Consider the following 23,426-nt stretch of genomic DNA (forward strand, 5'->3'; position numbering starts at 1 on the left):
ATGACGGGGGGCGCGACGCTGGTGGCGAGCCTCGCGGCGCACAAGGTCGACACCGTGTTCGGCATCCCCGGGACCCACAACCTGGAGATCTACCGGCACCTGGCGTCGTCCAAGATCCGCCATGTCACGCCCCGGCACGAGCAGGGCGCCGGGTACGCCGCCGACGGCTACGCGCGTACGTCGGGCCGGCCCGGGGTCGCCGTCGTCACCAGCGGGCCGGGGCTGCTCAACATCGCGACCGCGGTGGCGCAGGCGTACTCGGACTCGGTGCCCGTGCTCGTCGTGTCGCCCGGAGCGCCGCTGCGCCATCCCCATCGCGGCAACGGGGCGCTGCACGAGATGATCGACGCCCAGCGCGCGCTGTCCGGGGTCGTCCGCGACGCGTACCGGGTGACGAGCCACGCCGAGCTGACCGTCACGATCGCCCAGATCTTCGCCGGCTTCCTGGCCGAGCGGCCGCGCCCGGTCCACGTCGAGATCCCGCTCGACCTGCTCGACGAGCCGGCCGAGGTGACGATCGCGGGACCGCTGCGCGTACGCCGCCGCTCGGCCGAGGACTGGCAGATCCTGCAGGCGGCGGCCGCCCTGAACCAGGCCAAGCGGCCCGGCCTGCTGATCGGCGGCGGTGCCCGGGGCGCGGCCGCCCAGGTGCTCGCGGTCGCCGAGCGGTTGCAGGCCGGCGTGCTCACCACGGCCAACGGCAAGGGCGTCATCTCCGAGACGCACCCGCTGAGCGTCGGGGCCGCCGTCCACCTGCCGGCCGCGATGGACTGGCTGGCCGAGCGGGACTGCGTTCTCGCCGTGGGCACCGAGATCGCGCCGAGCGACTTCTGGGCCGGACCGCCGCAGCTGCGCGGCGAGCTGATCCGCATCGACCTCGACCCGGCGCAGCTGCTCGTCAACGCCCGCCCCACGCTGCCGATCTGCGCCGACGCCGCCTCCACACTGGACGATCTGCTGCCGGTGCTCAAGGAGGCGGCCGCCGCGGGGAAACCGAGCGCCGGGGCAGGCGTACCCCTGGAGGTGAAGGCGGAGGCCAGGGCCGAGGGCGAGCGGTGGACGGGCTGGCTCGACGCGCTGGCCGGGGCCTTGCCCAAGCGCGCGCTGGTGCTCGCGGACAATGCGATGGCCTGCTACTACGGGGCGCTCGGCAACCTGCCGGTGCACGAGCCCGGCGCCTTCGGCTTCCCCACGGGCTTCGGCACCCTCGGGTACGCGCTGCCGGCGGCGATCGGCGCGAAGACGGCCCGGCCGCGGCGGCCGGTCGTGGCGCTGTGCGGCGACGGCGGCTTCATGTTCACCTGCCAGGAGCTCGCGACGGCGGCGGCCGAAGGGCTCTCGCTGCCGGTGGTGGTCTTCACCAACGGCGGCTACGGGCAGATCCGCGCGGAGATGAAGGCGGCCGGCTTCGAGCCGATCGGCGTCGACCTGCCGGTGCCGGACCTGATCGGCCTGGCGACCGCCCTGGGCGGGGCCGCGTACGCCGTCAGCGATCCGGCCGACCTGACCCGCCTGGTGAAGGCGAGCCTGGAGCATCCGGGGCCGACCGTGCTGGTGATCGAGGAGAGCAGTCCGTGAGCTACCTGGAAGTCGTCTGGACCGACGAGGTGACTGGGCGCAAGGGCTTCCTCGTCATCGACCGGCTCCGGCAGGGGGCGTCCAGCGGCGGTCTGCGCATGCGGGACGGCTGCACCCTCGACGAGGTACGCGATCTCGCCCGCGGCATGACGCTCAAGGAGGCGGTGGTACGCGTACCCGGCGACCGCTATCAGCCCTTCGGCGGCGGCAAGGGCGGCATCGACTGCTCGCCGCACGATCCCGAGGCGCGGGGCGTGCTGCACCGGTACCTGATCGCGATGCGGCCGCTGCTGGAGACGGTCTGGTCCACCGGCGAGGACCTCGGCGTACGCCAGGACGTCCTGGACGAGCTGGCCGGCGAGATCGGGCTGCGGTCCACGATCGACGCGGCCCTGCGCCTGCTGCCCGATCCCGAGGAGGGGCTGGGCCGGGTCAAGGCGGGGTTCGCGGTCGACGTGGACGGGATCAGCCTGGCCGATCTCGTCGGCGGTTACGGCGTGGCCGTGTGCGCGCTCGCCGCTCTGCGCGGCCGTGCTGGGGTGCGGGCCGTGATCCAGGGGTTCGGGTCGATGGGCGGGGCGACAGCGCGCTATCTCGCCCGGTCCGGCGTCGCCGTCGTCGGGATCGCGGACGATCTCGGTCTGGTCGTGAACCCGGCCGGCCTCGACGTCGAGCGGCTGCTGGCCGCGCGGGACTCCTTCGGCCGGATCGACCGCTCGTCACTGCGGGCGTCCGACACGGTCTCGGACGGCCACTGGCTGGACGTCGACTGCGAACTCCTCGTCCCGGCGGCCATCTCCTATGCGATCACCGAACCGGACGCCGGCCGCGTACGGGCACGGCTGGTGGTGGAGGCGGCCAACTGCGCCACGACGCCCGAGGCCGAGGCGGCGCTGGCCGCGCGTGGTGTGACTGTTTTGCCGGATTTCGTGGCCAATGTCGCAACCAACGCCTGGTGGTGGTGGACCTTGTTCGGCGACATCGAGCCGACCGAGGCGGCCGCGTTCGCCAAGATCGCGGCTGTGCTGGGCGGTCTGACCGACGCCGTCCTGCAGCGCTCGGCCGCCGCCGGGGGCACGCCCCGGGCCGCCGCGCTGGAGATCGCTTCCGCCCTCGGCTGAACTCCCCGCCCCTCACCCCCTCCAAGATCCCGCTTGGATCAGGGAAATCACCCGAATCTTGGCCCATGATTACGTGCGCAAACCTGATCCAAGCGCGATCTTGGGAGGAGCGTGCGCGAGCGCTGGGACGAGTCTGGGAGAAGGCGGGCCGCGCGAGGCAGAATTGCGGGGAATGGATCACCTGGCGTACATGTTGTGTGCCGTATAGCGATTGTCCGTGAAAGGCTGTGACCGTGCGAGACCCGCAGGAACTGTTCGAGCTGACGCCCACGGCGAAGGACTTCGACTTCGGCCGGCCCGTGCTGCTGCACGCCCTCAGCGGTTTCATCGACGCCGGCGGCGCCGGCCGGCTGGCGCGCGAGCACCTGCTGGAGGTCCTCGAACCCGCGCTGCCCGGCGAGTCGGCGGTCGCCACCTTCGACGTCGACCAGCTCCTCGACTACCGCGCGCGGCGGCCGCTCATGGACTTCGCGGCCGACCACTGGGAGTCCTACGACGACCCCAAGCTCCAGCTGCACGCGCTGCGCGATCACGACGGCACGCCGTTCCTCCTGCTCACCGGCCCCGAGCCGGACATGCAGTGGGAACGCTTCATCGCCGCGCTGGTCTCCCTGATCAAGACTCTCGGCGTACGCGCGACGGTCGGCATCCACGCCATCCCGATGTCGGTGCCGCACACGCGGCCCGCCGGGGTGACCGCGCACGGGACGCGCCCCGAGCTGATCGCCGGCCACGAGCCCTGGATCGACCACGTACGCGTACCGGCGAGCGTGACGAACCTGCTCGAATTCCGGCTCGGCCAGCAGAACCTCGACGCGCTCGGCTATGCCGCCCACGTGCCGCACTACCTGGCCGAGGGCGAGTACCCGCCGGCCGCCGAACTGCTGCTGAACTCGGTGTCTCGGGCGACCGGGCTGCTGCTGCCGACCGACCAGCTGCGCGAGGCGTCCGAACGCGTACGCGCGGAGATCGAGCGCCAGCTCGTCGACAACCAGCAGGCCGCGGCGGTGGTGAAGGCGCTGGAGGAGCAGTACGACGCGTTCACCCGGGGCCGGTCGGCCAACCTGCTGACCGAGTCGACGCCGCTGCCGTCGGCCGATGAGCTGGGTGCCGAGCTGGAACGCTTCCTCGCCGAGCACTCGAAGCGCGACCAGGGCGAATAAACACCTATCGTTCACCTGATTGCGATCGAAAACACTTTCATTCGTCCGTAGCCGGGCGTATCGTTCTCCTCCCGCCTCTGAACAGGACTTCTGTCCCAGAAGCAGGAAAGGAGGACCCATGAGCCGGCTTCATCTGTTCGACATGGACGGCACCCTGATCCGCGGCTCCTCCGCCAACATCGAGATCGCCAAGGTTCTCGGCAAGGTGGAGGAGTTCCGGTCCCTCGACCGCGAATTCGCCGCCGGGACGATCGACTCCCGCGAGTACGCGAACCGCGCGTACGAGATGTGGTCGACCCTCACCGACGAGGTCGTGGCGATGGCGTTCGCCGGCGCCCCCTGGCTCGCCGGCATCCGCGACGTCTGGCAGGAGATCACCGATCGCGGCGAGCACTGCGCCGTCATCTCGCTGTCGCCGAGTTTCTTCGTGAGCCGCCTGCGCGTCTGGGGCGTCCACGAGACCCACGCGGCGCGCTTCCCCGAGGTGCCCTTCCCCGTCGGCACCACCATCGACACCTGCGGCGTACTCACCCCGGCCGCCAAGGTCACCATCGCCGACGAGCTGTGCGCCCGGTACGGCGTCGACCGGTCCGACTGCGTCGCGTACGGGGATTCGATGTCGGACGCGGTGCTGTTCACCGCGGTCGGCACGTCCGTCGCCGTCAACGGGGACCATCACGTCAGCGGGATCGCCACCCACCGGTACGCCGGCGGAGATCTCCGCGAGGCGTACCGGCTGGTGGCGGGCTGATCTAGCTGAGGGTCCGGCAGAGCTGGCCGTTGAGGGTGAACCTCGGCGGCAGCACGTTCGGGCCGGAGTAGCCGGCGACGAAACCGATGTTGGTGGCGGCGCCGGGGGCGAGCGCGCCGTTGTAGTCCACGTTGGACACGGTCACGGTACGCCCGCTCGCGCTCCAGTTGCCGCTCCAGCCGCCGTTGAACGACTGCCAGGCGGTCGGCCAGGTGAACGAGAGGTTCCAGCTCGCGATCGGCGACGTCCCCGTGTTGGTGATGTCGACACTCGCGACGTAGCCGTTGCCCCAGTCGTTGACGTCGGCGAACTTCACCGCACAGGGCGCGGCGGCCGGCGTACCCGTCTGGAAGTTCAGCGGTGCCGAGGACCAGGACACCTGCCCGGCGTTGTTCCGGTTGACCACGTTCAGGGTGTAACGCGTACCCGGGACGAGGTTGTGCACGGTGAACGACGTGCCGGTGGTCTCGCCCCACTGCTCGCTGGTGGTGCCGTTCTGGCGGTAGATCTCGTACTTCGTGCCGCCGGTGGCCGCGGGCCAGGTGATGGTCGCGGCGGTGTCGGTCACGTTGCTCGCGACCGGCTGGCCGGGCGCGTTCGGCGGCCCGACGGGGAGCGCGGCCGGGTGCACGATGACCGTGGTCAGCGAGTACTTCGGCAGCGTCTGGGTGATCGCGGTGCCGGTGCTCGACGTCGTCGCCGACGCGGCGCCGTTGGTGTACGTCAGGACGGTCGGCGCCCCGGCGGCCGGCGTGAAGCCGTCGTAGTGCAGGGTGACCGTCCGGTCGTTGTCCGGATCCCGGTTGAGCAGCAGGAACGCGAGGTCCCCATTGGCCTTCCGGGCCGCGTGTACGCCGATCAGCGGATCGCTCGACGAGGCGCGCACGAGCTGGTCACCGGGCGCGGCCGCCTTGCTGAGCAGCTGCAGCGCGTAGTACGGGGCGAACGGTGTGTTCACCGCCGGCTCGCACACGTTGTCGGCGGTGCACGTGCCGCTGGACAGGATGCCGAAGTCCTCGAAGTCCTGCTGGCCGGCGATCGTCCGGGCGGTCGTCGGTCCGTTGTGGACGTCCCAGAAGTCCACCGTGAACACGCCGTTCTCCAGCAGCTGCGCGTACGCGTCCGCGGCGAAGAGCGCACCCGGCTGCGTGTTCTGGCCCCAGCCGGTGTTCATCTCGGTGATGGCGATGCCGAGCGGCTTGCCGGCGTACTGGTTGATCTGCTGGCGGGCCAGCCACGAGATGTCGGTGATCTGGTCGGTCTTGCTCAGGGCCTCGGTCGCCGAGCTGCCGCCGGGATACCAGTGCAGGATCGCGAAGTCGACGTGCGGCCCGGCGATCGAGAGCACGACCTGGTTCCACGTTCCGGCGTCGCCGCCGGCCACCAGCCCGTCCGGCCAGTTGCCCGGAGTCGTCAGCACGACGCCGATCTTGACCGTCGGGTCGACCGCCTTCATCGCGTCCGCGTACGCGACCACTTCGTTCGCGTACCCGGCCGGGCTCTTGTCGGCGTGGTCGTCCGCCTCCCAGTTCGAGCCGTAGTGGCCGTTGCCGTAGTTCTCGTTGCCGATCTCCCAGTACTTCACGCCGTAGTTCTTGGTGACGTTCGCGTACCGGACCCAGCCGGCGGCCTCCTGCGCGGAGCCGGTGCCGTAGTTGGCGATGACGATCGCCTGGGCCCCGGCCCGGTTGACGCCGCTCATGAAGTGGTCGAAATCGGTGTTGGGGGCGACGTAGCCGCCGGGCGCGGTGTTGTCGGCCCAGTGGTAGATGTCCGAATAGGACCCGCCAGGGTAGCGCATCATCCTGACGCCGGCGTTGTGCAGCGTGTCGGCAACTTCATTGGTGCCGAGATAGGAGTCCCACACGGCGTGGTTCACGCCCACGGCGGTGCTCGGGACGGTCGCGAGCGCGGCCCGGGTGTTGACGGTGACGTCCGTGGAGGTGGCGTCCGCCGAGGCCGGCTGCGCGGTGGTGAAGAGTGGTGCGGTGAGGAGCGTGGCCGTGACGGCGAAGGTCACGGCGATTCTGCTTGATCGCATCGTCGGGCGTTCCTTATCGGGATCGATGGATGGAAGCGCTCCCAAGGCTCGCCGTGTTTCCGTTCCGTGTCAAGAGCGCCTCGTCGACAAGCGTCCACGCGATCGCGTATCGCTGGGTAGCATGGGCGTCCACTGTCGTGAAAGGACTGTCCATGACCCCGCCCGCACTGTCCCGACGTGCTCTCCTCTACGGATCCCCGATGGTCGCCGGAGCCGCCCTGACCGCCGGGGTCACCGGTGGCACCCCCGCCGCGGCAGCCGTGGCCGCGACGACGGCGGCCTCCCCGAAGGACGCCCCCTACAACGCCGTGGGGGACGGCGTCGCCGACGACACCGCGGCGATCAACCAGTGCATCGCGGACAACCGGGTCGTCGACTTCGGCGGCCCGCAGAACGTCTACCGCATCACGGACACCGTCTACGTCAACCAGTCCGCGCCGCGGCACCTGATCGCCGACGGCGCCACCCTCCTGGCCGGTGGCCCCGTCACGATGATGCGCTTCCTGAACGCCGCCCATCGCGTACGCGGCCTGACGTTCGACGGCGGTGCGGGCCGGTCCGGCGTGGGCCTGATCGTCGAGTCGAGCAGCCCCCGGTCGCGGGTCGAGAGCTGCACGTTCGCGAACACGGGCTGGTCCGGCGTCATCATGAACGCCGCCTACGGCCGGGTGGCCGGATGCTCGTTCGACGGCTGCGGCCATCGCGCGCCGAATCCCGGTGACGGCAACCAGCGGGTCACCCTGCGAGTGGAGGACGCCGACAACTGCGCCGTCGTGGACAACGTCATCACGGCATGCGACTGGGGCATCCTCTTCCGGGGATCCACGGCCACGCCGGGCATCAGCGGCTTCGACTGCCGCGGCAACACCGTCGTGCACGCCAGTCCCGCGATCGCCACGTCGCAGGGCGTCTCCAGCCGATTCGGCCGCCGGGGCCGGATCGAGGGCAACTCGATCGCGGGTTTCGACGACAACAGCATCGACTGCAACGGCTGCAACAACATGATCATCGCTGGGAACAGCACGAGCGGCGGCAAGGACGGCGTCTTCCTCGGCGACGAGAACACCAGCAGCGTGACCGTCTCCGGCAACGTGTTCACGGGGCCGCAGCGCGGCGTACGCATCCAGACGAGCTTCGACCCGGCGCTGAACAACCGGCTCGTGGCGAGCGTGACCGTGGTCGGCAACGTCGTCTCGGCGCCGACCGACGGCGGGATCCTGGTGTTCCGCGCGCAGGGCGACGATCCGGGAACGCCCGCGGTCGAGGCCGCCGCGACGCAGATCAGCGGCATCACGATCAGCGGCAACAGCGTGCACGGGCCGGCGATCGGCAACTACGGGATCAAGCTCGTCGGTGCCGACTCGTCGAAGGTGATCGGCAACCAGATCTACCGCATCGGCGGTCCCGGTGTGGCGCTGGAGAAGACGGATCTCGTCGAGGTCGCCGGGAACATCATCCAGGACGCCGGGCATACGCGGCCGGCGAACAGCGTCGACGCGATCAGCGTCCTCAACGCCAACCGTGCCTTCGTCCGGGACAACACGGCCTACGGCACCGCCCGGTACGCCGTCGCCGTCACGGGAGGCGTCGGCATGACGGTCACCGGCAACCGCTGGCGTTCCCTGGCCACCGGTGGAGTGAACAACGGCGCGACCGGTACGACGCTCGCCGACAACCTAGGGCTGTGATGCTCGGCGGGGTCGGGACCCAGCCCGGCCCGCCGGTCGCGGTCATTCGACGCAGAACTCGTTGCCCTCAGGGTCGGCCAAGACGGTGAGCTCCTGGCCGACCTTGACGACCGAGGCACCGAGATCGACGAGCCGCGCGACCTCGTCGGAGATCGAGCCGGGCGCGCGTAGATCCAGATGCAGCCGGTTCTTCGCGGTCTTCGGCTCCGGTACGCGGTTGAACCACATGTTCGGGCCGCCCCAACCGGCCGCCTCGACGAACGCCTTGTCCGAGGTGGACTCCTCGTCCAGGTCGGTACCCAGCGCGGCCGCCCAGAAGTTGGCGACCACGAGCGCGTCCTCGCAGTCGAACGTGACGTTCTTGATGTAGCTGTACATGGGAGGACGGTAGAGGCTCCACCGTCCTCCCGCGAGCGGATTCACTCAGCCGAGCCAGTTGGTCTTGGCCAGCTCTCGGGCCAGATTCGCAGCCTGCACCCCGGTGCACGGCGCGTGGTCCATCGTTGGCCGGCTGAGGAAGTTGCCGTCCCGGTCGTACACGTCATTGGAACAGCTGACATCGATGAATGTGCCAGAGTCGAGGGCCAACCGAGCGGTCGCCCGGTATACCGGCGTCGAGCGTCCTGCCCGGGTGTCCTGGAACTGATCCCAGTGCAGATAGCCACCACTGATCTTGTCGCAATGTCCCCCGGTGCCGTCGCAAGCCATCTTCTTGGCGGTGCTGTCGTCCCACAGGGAGACCACGACCGAGACCATCCCGGCCAGCCCGCCCTCGGTGACGATGATCTGGGTGGCGGCGCTCTTGTCGCAGATGCCGAACACCTGGGCGGGATTTCCCCACTGCCCGGTGACGGCCAGACTGGACATGATCTTGGGTGCCAGGGCGTCGTTCCATCCGCAATGCGGCGTGCCCGGCACGTCGGCCGGCCAGGGTGGTGCGGTCGGCTGCGGGACCCCACTGGCCGCCGCTGCCACATAGGGGATGCTCGGGTCCACAGCTGGTTGACTCACCCGCGGCGCGGCGCTGGGCGCGGAGACGATGGGCTTGCGCGGAGTGGTCAGTTCCAGCTGGATCGCGACCATCGACGCCGTCAGCGAGGCCGCGAGAACCACGGCCATCAGGATCAAGCCGCGGTCACGCCGCCGTTGTTGGATCCGTGCCCGCGCGAGCAGCCCCGCCGGGGTGGGCGGTGGCGGCTGCCCGTCCCCGCCCGCGGCGTCGGTCAGCAGGATGCGGGCGATCTCCTCAGACATCGTTGGGCCTCCTCACGAGAGCTTTGGGGGTCACATCGTCGAACGCGTCGCCGAGCGCGCGGCGCAGATTGTCGAGGCCGCGCGAGGTCTGGCTCTTCACGGTCCCCGCCGAGCAGCGGAGCACCTCGCTGGTCTCGGCGACGTCCAGATCCTCGAAGAACCGGCAGACGAGGACCGCGCGCTGCCGTGCCGGAACCTGTTGCAGCGCCGTGATGACGGTCAGCCGCCGCGCCGTGGACTCGTCGAGCGGCCGGGCGGGGTCGCGCTCGCCGAGGTGTTCGTCCGGAATGGACGTCACCGCCTGCTCCCGCCGCCACGGCCGCCGCGACTCGTCGATCGCCGACCGGAGGAGGCACGTACGCACGAACGCGTCCAACGCGCCGTGGCTGCGCAGCGAGCGCCAGGATCGGGCGAGCCGGATGAAGGCGGCCTGGGCGAGATCGTCGGCCCGGTGCCAGTCCCCGCACATCAGGTACGCGACGCGCCGGACCCGGTCGTATCGGGCCGAAAAGTACTCGCCGAAATCGCGTTCGTCCTCGGTTGTCAGTGCCACTTCCACCTCCTGCGCCCTAAGGCGGAGACGGCGAGGGTAGCGGTTGCACAGCGGGTCCGGATTTCTCGGCCGGACTCCGGGGTGCTGGGAGAGCCGGGTCAGCCCATGCTCGCGAGGGTCAGCGGGTAGACCGGCCCCGCCCCCGCCCGGCGAAGCTCGCGGGCGGCCACGGTCATCGTCCATCCACTGTCAACCAGGTCGTCGACCAGCAGGATCGGCCCGTCGGCGGCGGCCGTCTCGGGCGTGACCGTGAGGGAGCCGTGGACCGCCTTCAGCCGCTGCGCGCTGTTGACCCCGCTCGGGGGCGACACCGCGCCGATCGGCTCGACGGTGCCGAGGAACGGCATCCGGCCGATCTCGGCGATCCGCCGGGCGGTCGAGGAGACCAGCCGCGGCCGGCGCCGCGATCCGAGCGCGACCACGCCCACCGGCCGGGCGGGCCACGGATCGGCGCCGCGCGCCCAGTCCTTGAGCACCTCGACGAGCGCGTCGCAGACGTCGTCGGGCAGTTCGGCGTCCGGCCCGTCGAGGATCTCCCGCAGCCGGGAACCCCAGCCGAGGTCGGTCAGGCGCGCGATGGCCCGGCCTGGTCCGGCCTGCTCCGCGGGCGGGATCCGGCCGGACAGGTCGAGCCCGGCCGCGGCGAGCCCGGTCGGCCACTGCTTGCGCGGCTCCACCACCACGCCGGGCCGGCGCAGGAACGAGGCCGCGGCGGTCAGGGCAGGCAGGCTGACGGCGGGGGAGAAGGCCGGGGCGGTGCAGTTGTCGCACCGTCCACACGGGACCGACTCCTCGTCGTCCAGGGCCGTCCGCAGGAAGTGCATGCGGCAGTCGCCGGTCGTCGCGTACGCGATCATCGAGCGCTGTTCGGCTGTGCGCGCCTCGGCCACGCGGACCAGCCGTTCGGTGTCGTACGCCCACGGCTCGCCGGTGTACGCCCAGCCGCCCCGGACCCGGCGGACGGCCCCGTCGACGTCGAGCACCTTGAGCATCATCTCCAGCCGGCTGCGGCGCAGCTCGACCAGCGGCTCCAGCGCCTGCAGGGACATCGGCCGGCCGGCGTCGTCGAGCACGGCCAGGACCCGGCGCACCTGGTCCTCGGGCGGGAACGCGAGGGACGCGAAGTAGCGCCAGATCGCCTGGTCCTCGTTGCCCGGCAGGAGGACGACCTCGGCGGACTCCACGGCGCGCCCGGCCCGGCCGACCTGCTGGTAGTACGCGATCGGCGACGGCGGCGCCCCGAGGTGCACCACGAAACCGAGGTCCGGCTTGTCGAAGCCCATGCCCAGCGCGGACGTGGCCACGAGCGCCTTGACCTTGTTGTCCAGCAGGTCCTGCTCGGCCTGCCGGCGGTCGGCGTCCTCGGCCTGACCGGTGTAGGTCGTCGCCGCGTAACCCCGGGAGCGGAGGAACTCGGTGGTCTCACCGGCGGCCGCCACGGTCAGCGTGTAGATGATGCCCGAACCGGGCAGCCGGTCGAGGTTGTCGGCGAGCCAGCCGAGCCGGTGCGCCGCGTCCGGCAGCGTCACCACGCCGAGCCGCAGCGAGTCCCGGCCGAGCTGCCCGCGCAGGACGAGGACGCCCTTGCCGAGCTGGTCGGCGACGTCGGCGGTGACGCGGCCGTTCGCGGTCGCGGTCGTGGCCAGCACGGGAGTGCCCGGCGGCAGTTCGGTGAGCATCGTGCGCAGCCGCCGGTAGTCGGGCCGGAAGTCGTGGCCCCAGTCGGAGACGCAGTGCGCCTCGTCGATGACGAGCAGCCCGGCCGACGCGGCCAGCTTGGGCAGCACCGTGTCCCGGAAATCGGGGTTGTTCAGCCGTTCGGGGCTGATCAGCAGGACGTCGACCGCACCGGCGTGGACCTCCGCGCGGACCTGGTCCCAGTCGTCGAGGTTGGCCGAGTTGATCGTGTAGGCCCGGATGCCCGCGCGCTCGGCCGCCTCGACCTGGTTGCGCATGAGCGCGAGCAGCGGGGAGACGATGACGGTCGGACCGGCGCCGGCCGCGCGGAGCAGGGCGGTCGCCACGAAGTAGACCGCGGACTTGCCCCAGCCGGTGCGCTGGACGCAGAGCACCCGGCGCCGGTCGGAGACCAGCGCCGAGATCGCCGTCCACTGGTCCTCGCGGAGCCGGGCGTGCTCGCCCGCCAACCGCCGCAGGACGGCTTCGGCGCGCTCGCGCAGGGCGGGTCCGGACTCAAGATCGTGCAGCTCAGCCACGCCCACAGGTCTACCAGACCGCCCTGACAAACTCAGCCCAGCAGGCGGTCGACCGTCTCGATCTTGGAGGTGAGGGCGCCCGACACCCCGTCGCGCCAGTCGAGCTTGAGGACCAGGCTCGTCCGCGGCGACCGGGCGTGCACGGCCTCGGTGGCGGCCTTGACGACGGCCATCACCTCGTCCCAGGTCTCGCCCTCGATCGTGGTGAACATCGCATCCGTCCGGTTGGGCAGGCCGGACGCGCGCACGACGCGTACCGCCTCGGCGACGATCTCTCCGACGTCCTCGCCCGTTCCCACGGGCGCCACGCTGAACGCGACCAGCACAGACATGACCCGAAGCTACCATGATCGGCATGCACGGGATCGCCGACGCCTGGATCGTGGCCGGGCCGCCGGGGGCCGGCAAGTCGACCGTGGCGGCGCTGCTGCTCGCCCGGCTGCGGCCCACGCCCGCCCTGCTCGACAAGGACACGCTCTACTCCGGCTTCGTCGAGGCCGCGCTCGCCGTCGCCGGTCGCGACGCCGGCGAGCGCGAAGGCCCGTGGTACGACGAGCACATCAAGATCCACGAGTACGCCGGACTCACCGCGACGGCCCGCGAGGTACGCGTACACGGCTGCCCGGTTCTGCTGAGCGGACCGTTCTCGGGGCAGATCCACGACCCGGCGCGCTGGGAGCGCTGGACGGCGGAGCTGGGCGGGGGACGCGTACGCCTGATCTGGGTGCACTGTCCACCCGGGACCTTGCGGGGACGGATCGAGGCGCGTGCGTCCGGACGGGACGGGGCGAAGCTCGCGGACTTCGCGGCGTACGTCGCGCGGATACGCCCGGACAGCCCGCCCGCGGTGCCGCACGTGGTGATCGAGAACGACGGGACCGAGGCTGACCTCGTCGCCCAGGTTGACGCGGTGGTGGGTTGAAGCTTTGTCGGTGGGGCCGACTATGGTTCGCCGCATGTCCGATGTGCGGTGGAGTACCGAGCAGGTGCACGCCCTCGCGCCCGACGCGTCCTCGCTGGCCGCGGCACGCAAGCTGGCCACCGGTTCCGGCTGGTCGCAGGAGGGCGCCGGCGGCGAGCCGCTGAGCCTGTGGGGCTTGTGCAAGGGCAGTGGCGCGACCCCCTACCAGACCTGTGTCGACGTCACCGAGCCCGCGTACAAGTGCTCGTGCCCGAGCCGGAAGTTCCCGTGCAAGCACGCGCTGGCGCTGCTGCTGCGATGGTCGGCCGGGACCCTGGCGACCGCCGACCAGCCGTCCTATGTGGTCGAATGGCACGCGGGGCGGGCCGGTCGGGCGGCGAAGAAGGCGGCCCGCGAGTCGGCGCCGCGCACCGCCGAGCAGGAGCGCGCGGCCGAGCGACGGGCCGAGAAGCGCGCGGACCGGATGGCCGAGGGCGTCGCCGAGCTCGCGCAATGGCTCGACGACCAGGTCCGGCAGGGCATCGCCGGGCTGGACCGGGCCGGCTACAAGCATTTCGACCAGGTGGCCGCCCGGCTCGTCGACGCGCAGGCGGCCGGGCTCGCCTCGGCGCTGCGGCGGCTCGGTGCGCTGCCCGCGTCCGGCGCCGGCTGGGAGGACCGCCTGCTGGGCGAGCTCGGCCTGCTGCGGCTGCTGTCGACGGCGGCCGCCCGGATCGACGACCTGCCGCCGGAGCTCGCCGACACCGTGCGGGCCCGCCTCGGCCACAACGTGCCCACCGAACAGGTGCTCGCCGGCCCGAAGGTGCGCGACGTCTGGCAGGTGATCGGCGTGCGCGACGAGGTCGAGGAGCGGCTGTCGTCCCGCTCGGTCTGGCTGATCGGCCGCGATTCGGGGCGCGCCGCCCGGGTGCTCTCGTTCGCGGCGCCCGGCCAGGCCCTGCCGGTGGACCTGATCGTCGGCACCGAGATCGACGCCGACGTCTGCTACTACCCGGGCGCGGCCCCGATGCGGGCGCTGGTGGCCGCCCGTCACGGCGACGTGCGCCGCCTCGACCGGCCCGGCCCGGCGGTCTTCGTGGCCCGAGCACTGTCCGATGTGGCCGATGCGCTGGCGGCCGACCCGTGGATCACCCGTCATCCGCTGCTCCTCCAGGCCGCGGTGGTGCCCGGCGATCCCTGGCGGGTCGTCGACGCGGCCGGTGACGCGCTGCCCCTCGATCCCGCTGCGGCCGACCCCTGGCCGATGCTCTCGGCGTCCCTGGGCGGCCTGGGCACGCTGGCGGCGGAGTGGACGCCCCGCGGCGTCGTCCCGCTGACCATGTTCACCGCGGGAGAGGCGGTCCGGGCATGACCCACCTGTCTGCCGGCGACGGAAGGGCGGTACGGGCGTGAGCGACGTCTGGGCGCAGTTGTTGTCGAGCGCGCTGGTCGGCGTACAGCGCCGGCCCTGTGTCCTCGGCCCGGCGGCCGCTCCACTGGAGACGGTCATTCCGGCCGGCCCGGTGGACGAGGCCGGCCTCCTGCACGCCGCCGGGACCGTGACGCTGGCCGGCCGCGCCGGTGCCCTGGCCGAGAAGACGGCGATCCCGGCACCGGTCGTGCTCGTCGAGGAGACGCTCGTCCCGCCGGCCGCGGCCGCCCGGGTCAGCGCGTTGCTGGGCGGCGTACGCGCCACCGGTGACCAGCGCGGGATGCGGCGGCTGCTGCACGAGTGGCTGGAACTGGCGGCCGTGCACCACCGCCGTTCGCCCGCGCACCTGCTCCCGGCCCTGCTCGACCTGGCCGACCAGGACGGTACGCTGCGACCCCTCGTGGTGGCCGTCGGCGGCACCCGGGCGGCCTGGCTGGCCGGCCTGCGGCCCCAGCAGTGGGGCTGGATGCGCGAGCCCGGCGAACCCGCCGAGACGGCGTGGACCGACGGCGACACGAACGCGCGGGTGGCGTACCTGGGCGCGGTGCGGGAGCGCGATTCCGCCGAAGGGCGCCGCCTGCTGCTGGAGACCTGGAAGAACGAGAGCGCGGCGGACCTCGCCAAGCTGATCGGCGCCTGCCGGTCCGGGCTCGACCCGGCCGACGAGGAGTGGCTGGAGAAGGCGCTCGACGACCGGCGGGTCCAGGTCCGGTCGGCCGCCGTCCCGCTGCTGCAGCGCCTGCCCGGGTCCGCGTACGCGGGACGGATGGCCGAACGGGTCGCCGCCTGGTTCCACGCCGACGGCCGCAAGACGATCCGGGTCGAGTTCCCGGCCGAGTTCGACCCGTCGATGAAACGCGACGGGATCGAGCAGAAATCGGCGTACGGGCGGGGCGAGAAGGCCTGGTGGATCGAGCAGGTCGTGGCGGCCGCCCCGCTGTCGTGCTGGAGGACGATCGACGAGGACCCGGCGGTGATGCTCAAGCGCTCGGTCGGCGACGATCTCGGCCAGGTGCTCCGGCGCGGGCTGACCAGCGCCACCCTGGCGCAGCGCGACGCCCGCTGGGCGAAGGAGCTGTGCGGCATGGCGTCCCTGGAGAGCTACGCCGCCCGCCCGCTCGTCGAGCTGCTGCCTCCGGCCGACGCCGCCGAGGTCGCGCTGGCCGGCCTGCAGCGCCGGTCCGGTTTCGCCAACGCGTTCCTGTCCGGTCTGGACAGACCCTGGCCGGCCGACGTGAGCGCGGCGGTCGTCGCCAAGCTCGGCACGGCCCAGCTGACCGAGGAGTCCGGCTGGCGCAGCCTGGTCACGCACGCGGAGTCCGGGCTCGATCCGGCGTACGCGGCCGACATCGAGAAGCTGGCCGACGGCGTCTCCTTCGGCGAGGTGCTCCGCCAGCTCGCCGCCTTCCTGCAGATCCGATCCGACATCCACCGGGAGTTCGCGTCATGACCACTGTTGCCGAGCCGGTGCTGCGCCCGCACGCCGAGCAGCTCTACGCCACCGAGCTCGCCGCCCTCGCCGCGGCCGACGACCGCCCCCGCCCGCCGGGCTGGCTGCTGTCGCCCCAGGCCGTGGTGACCTACCTGCTGGGCGACGGCGACACGATCACCCCGAAGTACATCGGCCCGCGCCGGCTCATGGAGGTCGCGGTCGCCACCCTCGCCACGGACCGCGCGCTGCTGCTGCTCGGCGTACCGGGCACGGCGAAGACCTGGGTGTCCGAGCACCTGGCCGCCGCGATCAGCGGCGACTCCACGCTGCTCGTCCAGGGCACCGCCGGTACGCCGGAGGAGGCCATCCGCTACGGCTGGAACTACGCCCGGCTGCTGGCCGAGGGCCCGTCCGCGGAGGCGGTGGTGCCCAGCCCGCTGATGCGGGCGATGCGTACCGGGACGATCGCGCGGGTCGAGGAGCTCACCCGGGTCCCGTCCGACGTGCAGGACACCCTGATCACCATCCTGTCGGAGAAGACGCTGCCGATCCCGGAGCTGAACGACGAGGTGCAGGCGGTCAAGGGCTTCAACGTGATCGCCACCGCGAACGACCGCGACCGCGGCGTCAACGAGCTGTCGAGCGCGCTGCGCCGCCGGTTCAACACCGTCGTGCTGCCCGTGCCCGGCACCGTCGACGAGGAGGTCGACATCGTGTCCCGCCGGGTCGCGTCGCTCGGCCGGTCGCTGGAACTGCCCGAGGTGCCGGACGCGATGGCCGAGATCCGCCGCGTCGTCACCGTCTTCCGGGAGCTGCGCGAAGGCGTGACCGGTGACGGGCGTACGAAGCTGAAGAGCCCGAGCGGCACGCTGTCGACGGCCGAGGCGATCTCCGTGATGACGAGCGGCATGGCCCTGGCCGTGCACTTCGGCGACGGCACGGTACGCCCGGCGGACGTGGCGGCCGGCATCCGCGGCGCGGTCGTGCGGGATCCCGCCTCCGACGGCGTGATCTGGCGCGAGTACCTGGAGACGGTCGCCCGCGAGCGGGACGGCTGGCGAGACTTCTACCGGGCCGCCCGGGAAGCCGAGTGAGCGTCCACGTCTACGGCGTCCGCCACCACGGTCCCGGTTCGGCCCGGGCACTCGTGCGCGCCCTGGAGGACCTGCGGCCGGACGTGATCCTGGTCGAGGGCCCCCCGGAGGCGGACGGCCTGGTCGGGCTGGCCGGCCACGAGGACCTGCGGCCGCCGGTGGCGCTGCTGGCGTACCCGGCGGACGTGGCCGGGTCGGCGGACGGCGACCGGAGCCGCGCCTCCTTCTGGCCGTTCGCCGTGTTCTCCCCGGAATGGCAGGCCCTGCGGTACGCGGCGGCGAACGGCGTACCGCTGCGATTCTGCGACCTGCCCGCGAGCTACCGGTTCGCGCAGAGCGAGGACAAGCAGCCGCCGGAGGAACCGCTGGACGCGGCCGAGGCCGAGGCCGAGGGGCAGGGCGAGTCGGCGGAGGCGTTCCGGCAGGATCCGATCGCGCAGCTGGCCACCGCGGCCGGCTACGAGGATCCCGAGCGGTGGTGGGAAGACGTCATCGAGCACCGCAGGGAAGGCGAACCCGCTTTCGCGGCGGTCGCCGAGGCGATGGCGGCCGTCCGGGCGGGAGAGTCCACTCCGGAGTACGACGCGCTGCGTGAGGCGTACATGCGCCAGACCCTGCGGGCCGCGATGAAGGAGGGGTTCGAGCGGATCGCCGTGGTCTGCGGGGCGTGGCACGTGCCCGCGCTGACCGAGCCGCTGCCGCCGGCCGCCCACGACGCGGCGCTGCTCAAGGGGTTGCCGAAGGCCGCTGTGCAGGTGACGTGGGTGCCCTGGACCCACGGGCGGCTCGCGTCCTGGACGGGCTACGGCGCGGGCGTGACCTCGCCGGGCTGGTACCACCACCTGTTCACGACCGCGGACCGGCCTGTCGAGCGCTGGCTCGTCGAGGTCGCCGGGATGCTGCGCGAGCAGGACATCCCGGTCTCCAGCGCGCACGTCATCGAGGCCGTACGCCTGGCCGACACCCTCGCCGCCCTCCGCGGCCGCCCGGCGGTGGGGCTGGCCGAGGCGAGCGAGGCCGTGCGGGCGGTGCTCTGCGACGGCGACGACGTCCGGCACGAGCTGGTCCGCAGCAAGATGATCGTCGGCGAGCTGCTCGGCGAGGTGCCGGACGAGACGCCGTCGGTGCCGCTGGTCCGGGACGTGACCGCGCAGGCGAAGCGCTTGCGGATGCCGCAGGAGGCCCTGGTCAAGGAGCTCCGGCTCGACCTGCGCAAGCCGAACGACCTGGCCAGGAGCCGGCTGCTGCACCGGCTGCGGCTGCTCGGCGTCGCGTGGGGCCGGCCGGTCGACAGCTCCGGCAAGGGCACGTTCTGGGAGTCGTGGCAGCTCGCGTGGGAACCCGAGTTCGCCGTCGACCTCATCGCGGCCAGCGCGTACGGGACCACGGTCGCGCAGGCCGCCGCCGGCAAGGTACGCGACGAGGCGCGCGCGGCGGATCTCGCCCGGCTGACCGAGTTGATCGAGGCCTGCCTGCTCGCCGACCTCCCCGCCGTGCAGCCGCGCCTGATCAGGGCGATCTACGACCGCGCGGCGCTCGGCACGGATGTCGCCGACCTGATGGCCGCGATTCCGGCTCTGGCCCGTTCGCTGCGCTACGGCGACGTCCGCGGTACCGGCACCGGTCCACTCCGGACGGTGCTGACCGGCCTGGCGACCCGTATCCAGCTCGGCCTGCCGGGGGCGGTCAGCGGGCTCGACGACGACGCCGCCCGGGCGATGCTCGGCCGGATCGACGCCGTCACGGCCGCCGTCGGCCTGCTGACCGAGGAACCGGGACTGCGCGACGAGTGGCTGTCCACACTGGCCGGCCTCGTCGACCGGCCCGACCTGCCCGGCCTGCTCGCCGGCCGGATGGCCCGCCTGCTGCGGGACGAGGGCCGCTGCGACGCCGACGAAACCGAGGTACGCCTCGCCCGCGCGCTGACGGTCGGCGTACCGGCGGCGACCTCGGCCGGATATGTCGAGGGGTTCCTCAGCGGCGGCGGCCTGCTGCTCGTGCACGACGACGCACTGCTGAACCTGGTCGACCGCTGGCTGACCGGGCTCGCGGGCGAGACGTTCACCCAGGTGCTGCCCCTTTTGCGGCGTACCTTCGCGGAGTACTCGGGTCCCGAGCGGCGGGCCATCGGCGAACGCGTACGCAACGCGGGAACCAGGGTCGCCGTCGCGGCCGAGCCCGCCGGGTTCGACGCCGACCGGGTGGCCCGGATCATCCCGGTCCTGCAGACGATCCTGAGCACGGTCGCGGCGGGGCGCCCGGCGCCGGCCGAGGAAGCCCGGAAGGAGAGTGTCGGATGAGCGAGCCCGATGAGCGGCTGCGCCGGTGGCGGCTGGTGCTCGGCGGCGACTCCGACGGCACCGGCCAGAAGCTGGAGGGGCGCGACGCCGGCATGGACGCGGCCCTCGCGGCGCTCTACAAAGGACAGGACTCGGGCACGAGCCGCCGGGCCGGACTCGGCGCCTCCGCCCCCTCGGTGGCCCGCTGGCTCGGTGACATCCGCGAGTACTTCCCGTCCTCGGTCGTCCAGGTGATGCAGGCCGACGCCATCGAGCGGCTGGACCTGACCCGGCTGCTCGTCGAGCCGGAGATGCTGGAGGCCGTCGAGCCCGACGTCCACCTGGTCGGAACGCTGCTCTCGCTCAACCGCGTCCTGCCCGAGAAGGCACGGTCGACGGCCCGGGCGGTCGTGGCGAAGGTCGTCGCCGAGTTGGAGAAGCGGATCGCCCAGCGTACGCGGGCCGCGGTCACCGGCGCCCTGAACCGGGCCGCCCGGATCAACCGGCCCCGGCACCGGGAGATCGACTGGAACCGGACGATCCGCGTCAACCTGAAGCACTACCAGGCCGAGCAGCGGACGATCATCCCGGAGCGGCTCGTCGGCTACGGCCGCCACGCGCAGGCCGTCCAGCGGGACGTCGTGCTCTGCATCGACCAGTCCGGTTCGATGGCCGCCTCGGTCGTCTACTCCGGCGTCTTCGGCGCGGTGCTGGCGTCCATGCGCAGCCTGCGTACGTCGCTGGTCGTGTTCGACACGGCGGTCGTGGACCTCACGGATCAGCTGCACGACCCGGTCGAGGTGCTGTTCGGCACCCAGCTCGGCGGCGGCACCGACATCAACCGGGCGATCGCGTACTGCCAGGGGCTCATCACGAAGCCCCGGGACAGCATCTTCATCCTCATCAGCGACCTGTACGAGGGCGGCGTACGCGAGGAGATGCTGCGCCGGGTCGCCGCGATGACGGCCGCCGGGGTGCAGGTGATCGTCCTGTTGGCACTGTCCGACGAGGGGCGGCCGTCCTACGATCACGAGAACGCGGCGGCGCTGGCGGCTCTCGGCGTACCGGCCTTCGCGTGTACCCCGGACGCGTTCCCCGATCTCATGGCGGCGGCCATCGAGCGGCGGGATCTGCGGACGTTCATGGAGACGGCCAAGGGAGTGACCCCGGCGTGAAACGCACGGCGGCGCTGATCGTGCTGGCGCTCACCGTCCTCGGCTGCGGACTGAAACCGCAGCGGTCGACGGTCGGCGACGGCCCGTCCGCGCCGCCGTCGGCCGGTCCCACCACCAACGCGACGGCCCGGATCGGGCAGTCGATCACGTTGACCGGCGGCCTCGGCGACGACGAGATCGCCGTGACGGTCAGCTCCGCACGTGTCTACTCCTCGGCTCCGCAGGCCGCCTGGGTGAAACCGCAGCGGGGCGCGTACCTGGCGATCCAGGCCGAGATCCGGGTCGTGCACGGCAAGGCGTACGCCTGCACCTGCGACTTCGCCGCGGTCGGTGCGGACGGGTCGCTGTTCGAGCCGGTCTGGCCGGTCGGGTTCGGCGGTGGCATGCAGTCGGTGACGCTCAACAGCGGTGAGAAGACCGCCGGCCTCGTCGTCTTCGACCTGACGGCGGACGCCGCGAAGACCGCCTCGATCGAGTTGCGCCCGGACTGGACCAACCACGTACGCGGAGTCTGGCGCCGAAGCTGACCCCCGGCGCATCCGCACTCGCTCACCCCCGGCCCCGCGCCCTCCCGCTCGCCCCGCTCGCCCCTCGCCCCGCGCCCTCCGCTCGCCCCGCTCGCCGCTTCCAAGATCCGGTTTGGATCAGGTTTTCGCACGTAATCATGGCCCAAGATTCGGGTGATTTCCCTGATCCAAACGGGATCTTGGGGGACCCAAGCGGGGACCCGAGCGGGGACCCGAGCGGGGACCCGAGCGGGGGATCGGGAGGGGGATCGGGGAGGTTATCCACAGGCTTGGTGGCGATCTTGGCCGTTTCCGAGTTGATCTGTCTATTGTGGTGCCTCATCTTCGGTTCACCAGAGAGGGACCCATGGACAGAAGAACTCTGCTGCGGGGCATCGCGGCCGGCGCCGTGGCGGCACCCGTCGCCGGCCTGCTGGGCGCGGAGGCGGCCGACGCGGCCACCTACTACGTGATGGCGACCGAGCAGGTGACCGGCCGGATCCTGCGGTTCAACCCGGCCGGCTGGACCAGCGGCACGACCCTGTGGCAGGCACCGAGCCGCACCGGCACGTGGACGAACCTGTCCGACGTGAAGCGGCGCGCGACCGCCAACTGGGGCAACGTCATGCTCGTGACGTCCTCGGGCGCGGGCGACTACCTCGGCCGGGCGGCGATGATCGACGAGAGCGCGATCAACTCCAGCCACGGCGGCGGGATCGTCTGGCAGGCGACCGTCGACGGCAACCCGCACTCCATCGAGCGCATCGAGGGCAAGGGCGCGATCGTCGTGGCCACCTCGAAAGGCCCGAGCGGGCAGTCCGACGGCGGCGGTCTCAGCCTCTTCGTTCCGTCGAGCAACGGCGGCAAGCCCTCGACCAGCCGGGCCGCGTTCTACAAGTTCCCGGGCGCGCACGGGGTCGTCTACAACCAGAACGGTTTCGTCCTCGCCACCGGCAACGGCGAGGTCCGCGCGTACCGGGTCACGGGGAACGGTTCCAGCACGCGGCTCAGCTACGTCACCCGGCTGACCTTCAGCGACGGGGCGGGCAAGGCGAAGACCGGGCACGACATCCTGCCCGACCACGCGAGCGGGAACTACTTCTTCACCTCGTCCTACAACGTGCGCCAGACCAATCTCGTGTACGCGGGAAGCACCTGGGTGTTCAACTCGGCGGCGACGGTCAGCACGACGGACCACGTGAAGGCGTACACGCGGCTGCCCAACGGTGTGCGTACCTGGGTGGTGCCGGGAAGCGGCGAAGGGGAGTGGAGCAAGACGCTCCACTTCAGCTCGGGCAACCACGCGAAGTCCGGCGCCCATTTCTACCGCGTCCGCTACTACACCACCGCCTTCCACTAACGACCCACCTAACGATCTTGCGCGAATGTCCGGGATCCCGGGGCTTCCTCTCAACCGGTCGGTGCAAGTGGGTCGTTGACCTTCTTGGTGCTGGCTGGTTGAGAGGGGTCGCGGGTGGCGAGGGCTCATGTGCTGACGGCGGATTTGCGGTTGGTGATCGAGAATCTGTGGCGGCAGGGTGCGACGTTCGAGGAGATCGCGGTAGCGGTCGGTACCGACTTTTCGACGGTGTGGCGGGAGTTGGATCGTCATAACTCGCATCGGCACGGGGTGAAGAATCCGCTGGGCTCGACGCGGGGCGGGTTGTATCGGTGGGGGTACAACGCACAGTGGGCACAGGAGAAGGCACAAACGGCTCGGGCGCGGCCCAAGCCGGCCAGACTCGCTCAGCCGGGCCCGTTACGCGACGCGGTGATCGCCGGGCTGCGGGATCGACACTCACCCCAGCAGGTCGCGGCCCGATTGCGGCGTGATTTCTCCGACGATGAACACATGCAGATCAGCCACGAAACGATCTACCAGGCGATCTACATCCAGTCACGGGGCAACCTGCGGCTACTGGTCGATGACGGGCTACGGGTCAAACACCGCCGTCGGCGTAGCCAGTCCCGAGCGGTGACCACGGCCCGGGCCGCGGTCCGCTACAAACCCTGGGTCACCGAAGAAGTCCACATCCGCGCCCGCCCCGCCGAGGTCACCGACCGAGCCGTCCCCGGCCACTGGGAAGGCGACCTGCTCATCGGCAGCCACGGCCGCTCCGCCATCATCACCCTCGCCGAACGCAGCACCCGGTTCGTCCTGCTCGGCGCCCTGCCCCTCAACCGATCCAGCCCCGAAGTCCTCACCGTCATCCGCGACCTGTTCCGCCGCCTGCCCGAACAC

At 71.7% G+C, this 23,426-nt stretch carries 20 protein-coding genes; 14 read left to right on the forward strand and 6 right to left on the reverse strand.

The genetic code is table 11. The features are described 5' to 3' along the window. From G401_RS0134505 to G401_RS0134520, 4 genes are all read left to right on the forward strand, one after another. On the forward strand, positions 1 to 1,578 hold the full coding sequence (locus G401_RS0134505; RefSeq protein WP_211240926.1) for a 5-guanidino-2-oxopentanoate decarboxylase: 1,578 nt from the start codon (positions 1 to 3) through the stop codon (positions 1,576 to 1,578). Further along, positions 1,575 to 2,699, forward strand: coding sequence for a Glu/Leu/Phe/Val dehydrogenase dimerization domain-containing protein (locus tag G401_RS0134510; RefSeq protein WP_034593993.1), 1,125 nt, complete (start codon positions 1,575 to 1,577; stop codon positions 2,697 to 2,699). Before G401_RS0134505 ends, G401_RS0134510 begins: the two co-directional genes overlap by 4 nt. 233 nt (positions 2,700 to 2,932) lie before the next feature. Next, entirely contained in the window at positions 2,933 to 3,862 is a 930-nt protein-coding gene (locus G401_RS0134515; protein WP_027346084.1) for a proteasome assembly chaperone family protein, read from the forward strand. Positions 3,863 to 3,980: 118 nt separating this feature from the next. After that, complete coding sequence (locus tag G401_RS0134520; RefSeq protein ID WP_027346085.1) at positions 3,981 to 4,613, forward strand: HAD family hydrolase; 633 nt, start codon at positions 3,981 to 3,983, stop codon at positions 4,611 to 4,613. A gap of 1 nt (position 4,614) precedes the next feature. On the opposite strand, the gene G401_RS0134525 is transcribed toward G401_RS0134520, so the two are convergent. Then, a complete protein-coding gene (locus tag G401_RS0134525; RefSeq protein WP_322787769.1) occupies positions 4,615 to 6,633 on the reverse strand; it encodes a cellulose binding domain-containing protein in 2,019 nt (672 codons plus the stop codon). A gap of 173 nt (positions 6,634 to 6,806) precedes the next feature. Between G401_RS0134525 and G401_RS0134530 the strand changes: the two genes are divergently transcribed. Next, entirely contained in the window at positions 6,807 to 8,342 is a 1,536-nt protein-coding gene (locus G401_RS0134530) for a right-handed parallel beta-helix repeat-containing protein (RefSeq protein WP_157546690.1), read from the forward strand. A gap of 42 nt (positions 8,343 to 8,384) precedes the next feature. Here the strand turns inward: G401_RS0134530 and G401_RS0134535 are convergent, their stop codons facing one another. The 5 genes from G401_RS0134535 to G401_RS0134555 form a co-directional block, all read right to left on the reverse strand. Then, the gene (locus G401_RS0134535; protein WP_027346088.1) at positions 8,385 to 8,720 is read right to left on the reverse strand and encodes a VOC family protein; all 336 of its coding nucleotides are present in this window, start codon (positions 8,718 to 8,720) and stop codon (positions 8,385 to 8,387) included. Between the two features lie 45 nt (positions 8,721 to 8,765). After that, positions 8,766 to 9,596: a hypothetical protein gene (locus G401_RS0134540; RefSeq protein ID WP_027346089.1), complete on the reverse strand. Its 831-nt coding sequence runs from the start codon at positions 9,594 to 9,596 to the stop codon at positions 8,766 to 8,768. Then, a complete protein-coding gene (locus G401_RS0134545; protein WP_245601964.1) occupies positions 9,589 to 10,149 on the reverse strand; it encodes a SigE family RNA polymerase sigma factor in 561 nt (186 codons plus the stop codon). Before G401_RS0134545 ends, G401_RS0134540 begins: the two co-directional genes overlap by 8 nt. A gap of 98 nt (positions 10,150 to 10,247) precedes the next feature. Then, positions 10,248 to 12,365 carry a RecQ family ATP-dependent DNA helicase gene (locus G401_RS0134550; protein WP_245601966.1) on the reverse strand — a complete coding sequence of 706 codons (2,118 nt, stop codon included), beginning with the start codon at positions 12,363 to 12,365 and terminating at the stop codon, positions 10,248 to 10,250. Positions 12,366 to 12,397: 32 nt separating this feature from the next. Continuing rightward, positions 12,398 to 12,697, reverse strand: a complete 300-nt coding sequence (locus G401_RS0134555; RefSeq protein ID WP_027346092.1) for an MTH1187 family thiamine-binding protein — start codon at positions 12,695 to 12,697, stop codon at positions 12,398 to 12,400. A 23-nt stretch (positions 12,698 to 12,720) separates the two neighbouring features. Between G401_RS0134555 and G401_RS50410 the strand changes: the two genes are divergently transcribed. From G401_RS50410 to G401_RS55250, 9 genes are all read left to right on the forward strand, one after another. Next, positions 12,721 to 13,287, forward strand: a complete 567-nt coding sequence (locus tag G401_RS50410; protein WP_034594008.1) for an AAA family ATPase — start codon at positions 12,721 to 12,723, stop codon at positions 13,285 to 13,287. Between the two features lie 34 nt (positions 13,288 to 13,321). After that, positions 13,322 to 14,638 carry an SWIM zinc finger family protein gene (locus G401_RS0134565; RefSeq protein WP_027346093.1) on the forward strand — a complete coding sequence of 439 codons (1,317 nt, stop codon included), beginning with the start codon at positions 13,322 to 13,324 and terminating at the stop codon, positions 14,636 to 14,638. A 37-nt stretch (positions 14,639 to 14,675) separates the two neighbouring features. Further along, the gene (locus tag G401_RS0134570) at positions 14,676 to 16,148 is read left to right on the forward strand and encodes a DUF5691 domain-containing protein (protein ID WP_027346094.1); all 1,473 of its coding nucleotides are present in this window, start codon (positions 14,676 to 14,678) and stop codon (positions 16,146 to 16,148) included. Further along, complete coding sequence (locus G401_RS0134575; protein ID WP_027346095.1) at positions 16,145 to 17,224, forward strand: ATP-binding protein; 1,080 nt, start codon at positions 16,145 to 16,147, stop codon at positions 17,222 to 17,224. Before G401_RS0134570 ends, G401_RS0134575 begins: the two co-directional genes overlap by 4 nt. Continuing rightward, complete coding sequence (locus G401_RS50415; protein WP_051367576.1) at positions 17,221 to 19,524, forward strand: DUF5682 family protein; 2,304 nt, start codon at positions 17,221 to 17,223, stop codon at positions 19,522 to 19,524. Before G401_RS0134575 ends, G401_RS50415 begins: the two co-directional genes overlap by 4 nt. Beyond that, entirely contained in the window at positions 19,521 to 20,678 is a 1,158-nt protein-coding gene (locus tag G401_RS0134585; protein ID WP_027346096.1) for a VWA domain-containing protein, read from the forward strand. The genes G401_RS50415 and G401_RS0134585 overlap by 4 nt, the downstream gene beginning before the upstream one ends. After that, the gene (locus G401_RS0134590; protein ID WP_027346097.1) at positions 20,675 to 21,205 is read left to right on the forward strand and encodes a DUF1942 domain-containing protein; all 531 of its coding nucleotides are present in this window, start codon (positions 20,675 to 20,677) and stop codon (positions 21,203 to 21,205) included. Before G401_RS0134585 ends, G401_RS0134590 begins: the two co-directional genes overlap by 4 nt. A 346-nt stretch (positions 21,206 to 21,551) precedes the next feature. Beyond that, complete coding sequence (locus tag G401_RS0134595) at positions 21,552 to 22,544, forward strand: hypothetical protein (RefSeq protein ID WP_027346098.1); 993 nt, start codon at positions 21,552 to 21,554, stop codon at positions 22,542 to 22,544. Positions 22,545 to 22,658: 114 nt separating this feature from the next. Then, a partial coding sequence (locus G401_RS55250) for an IS30 family transposase (protein ID WP_157546692.1) occupies positions 22,659 to 23,426 on the forward strand: 768 nt, incomplete at its 3' end.

The sequence above is a fragment of the Hamadaea tsunoensis DSM 44101 genome, assembly GCF_000428945.1.
Lineage (GTDB): Bacteria > Actinomycetota > Actinomycetes > Mycobacteriales > Micromonosporaceae > Hamadaea > Hamadaea tsunoensis.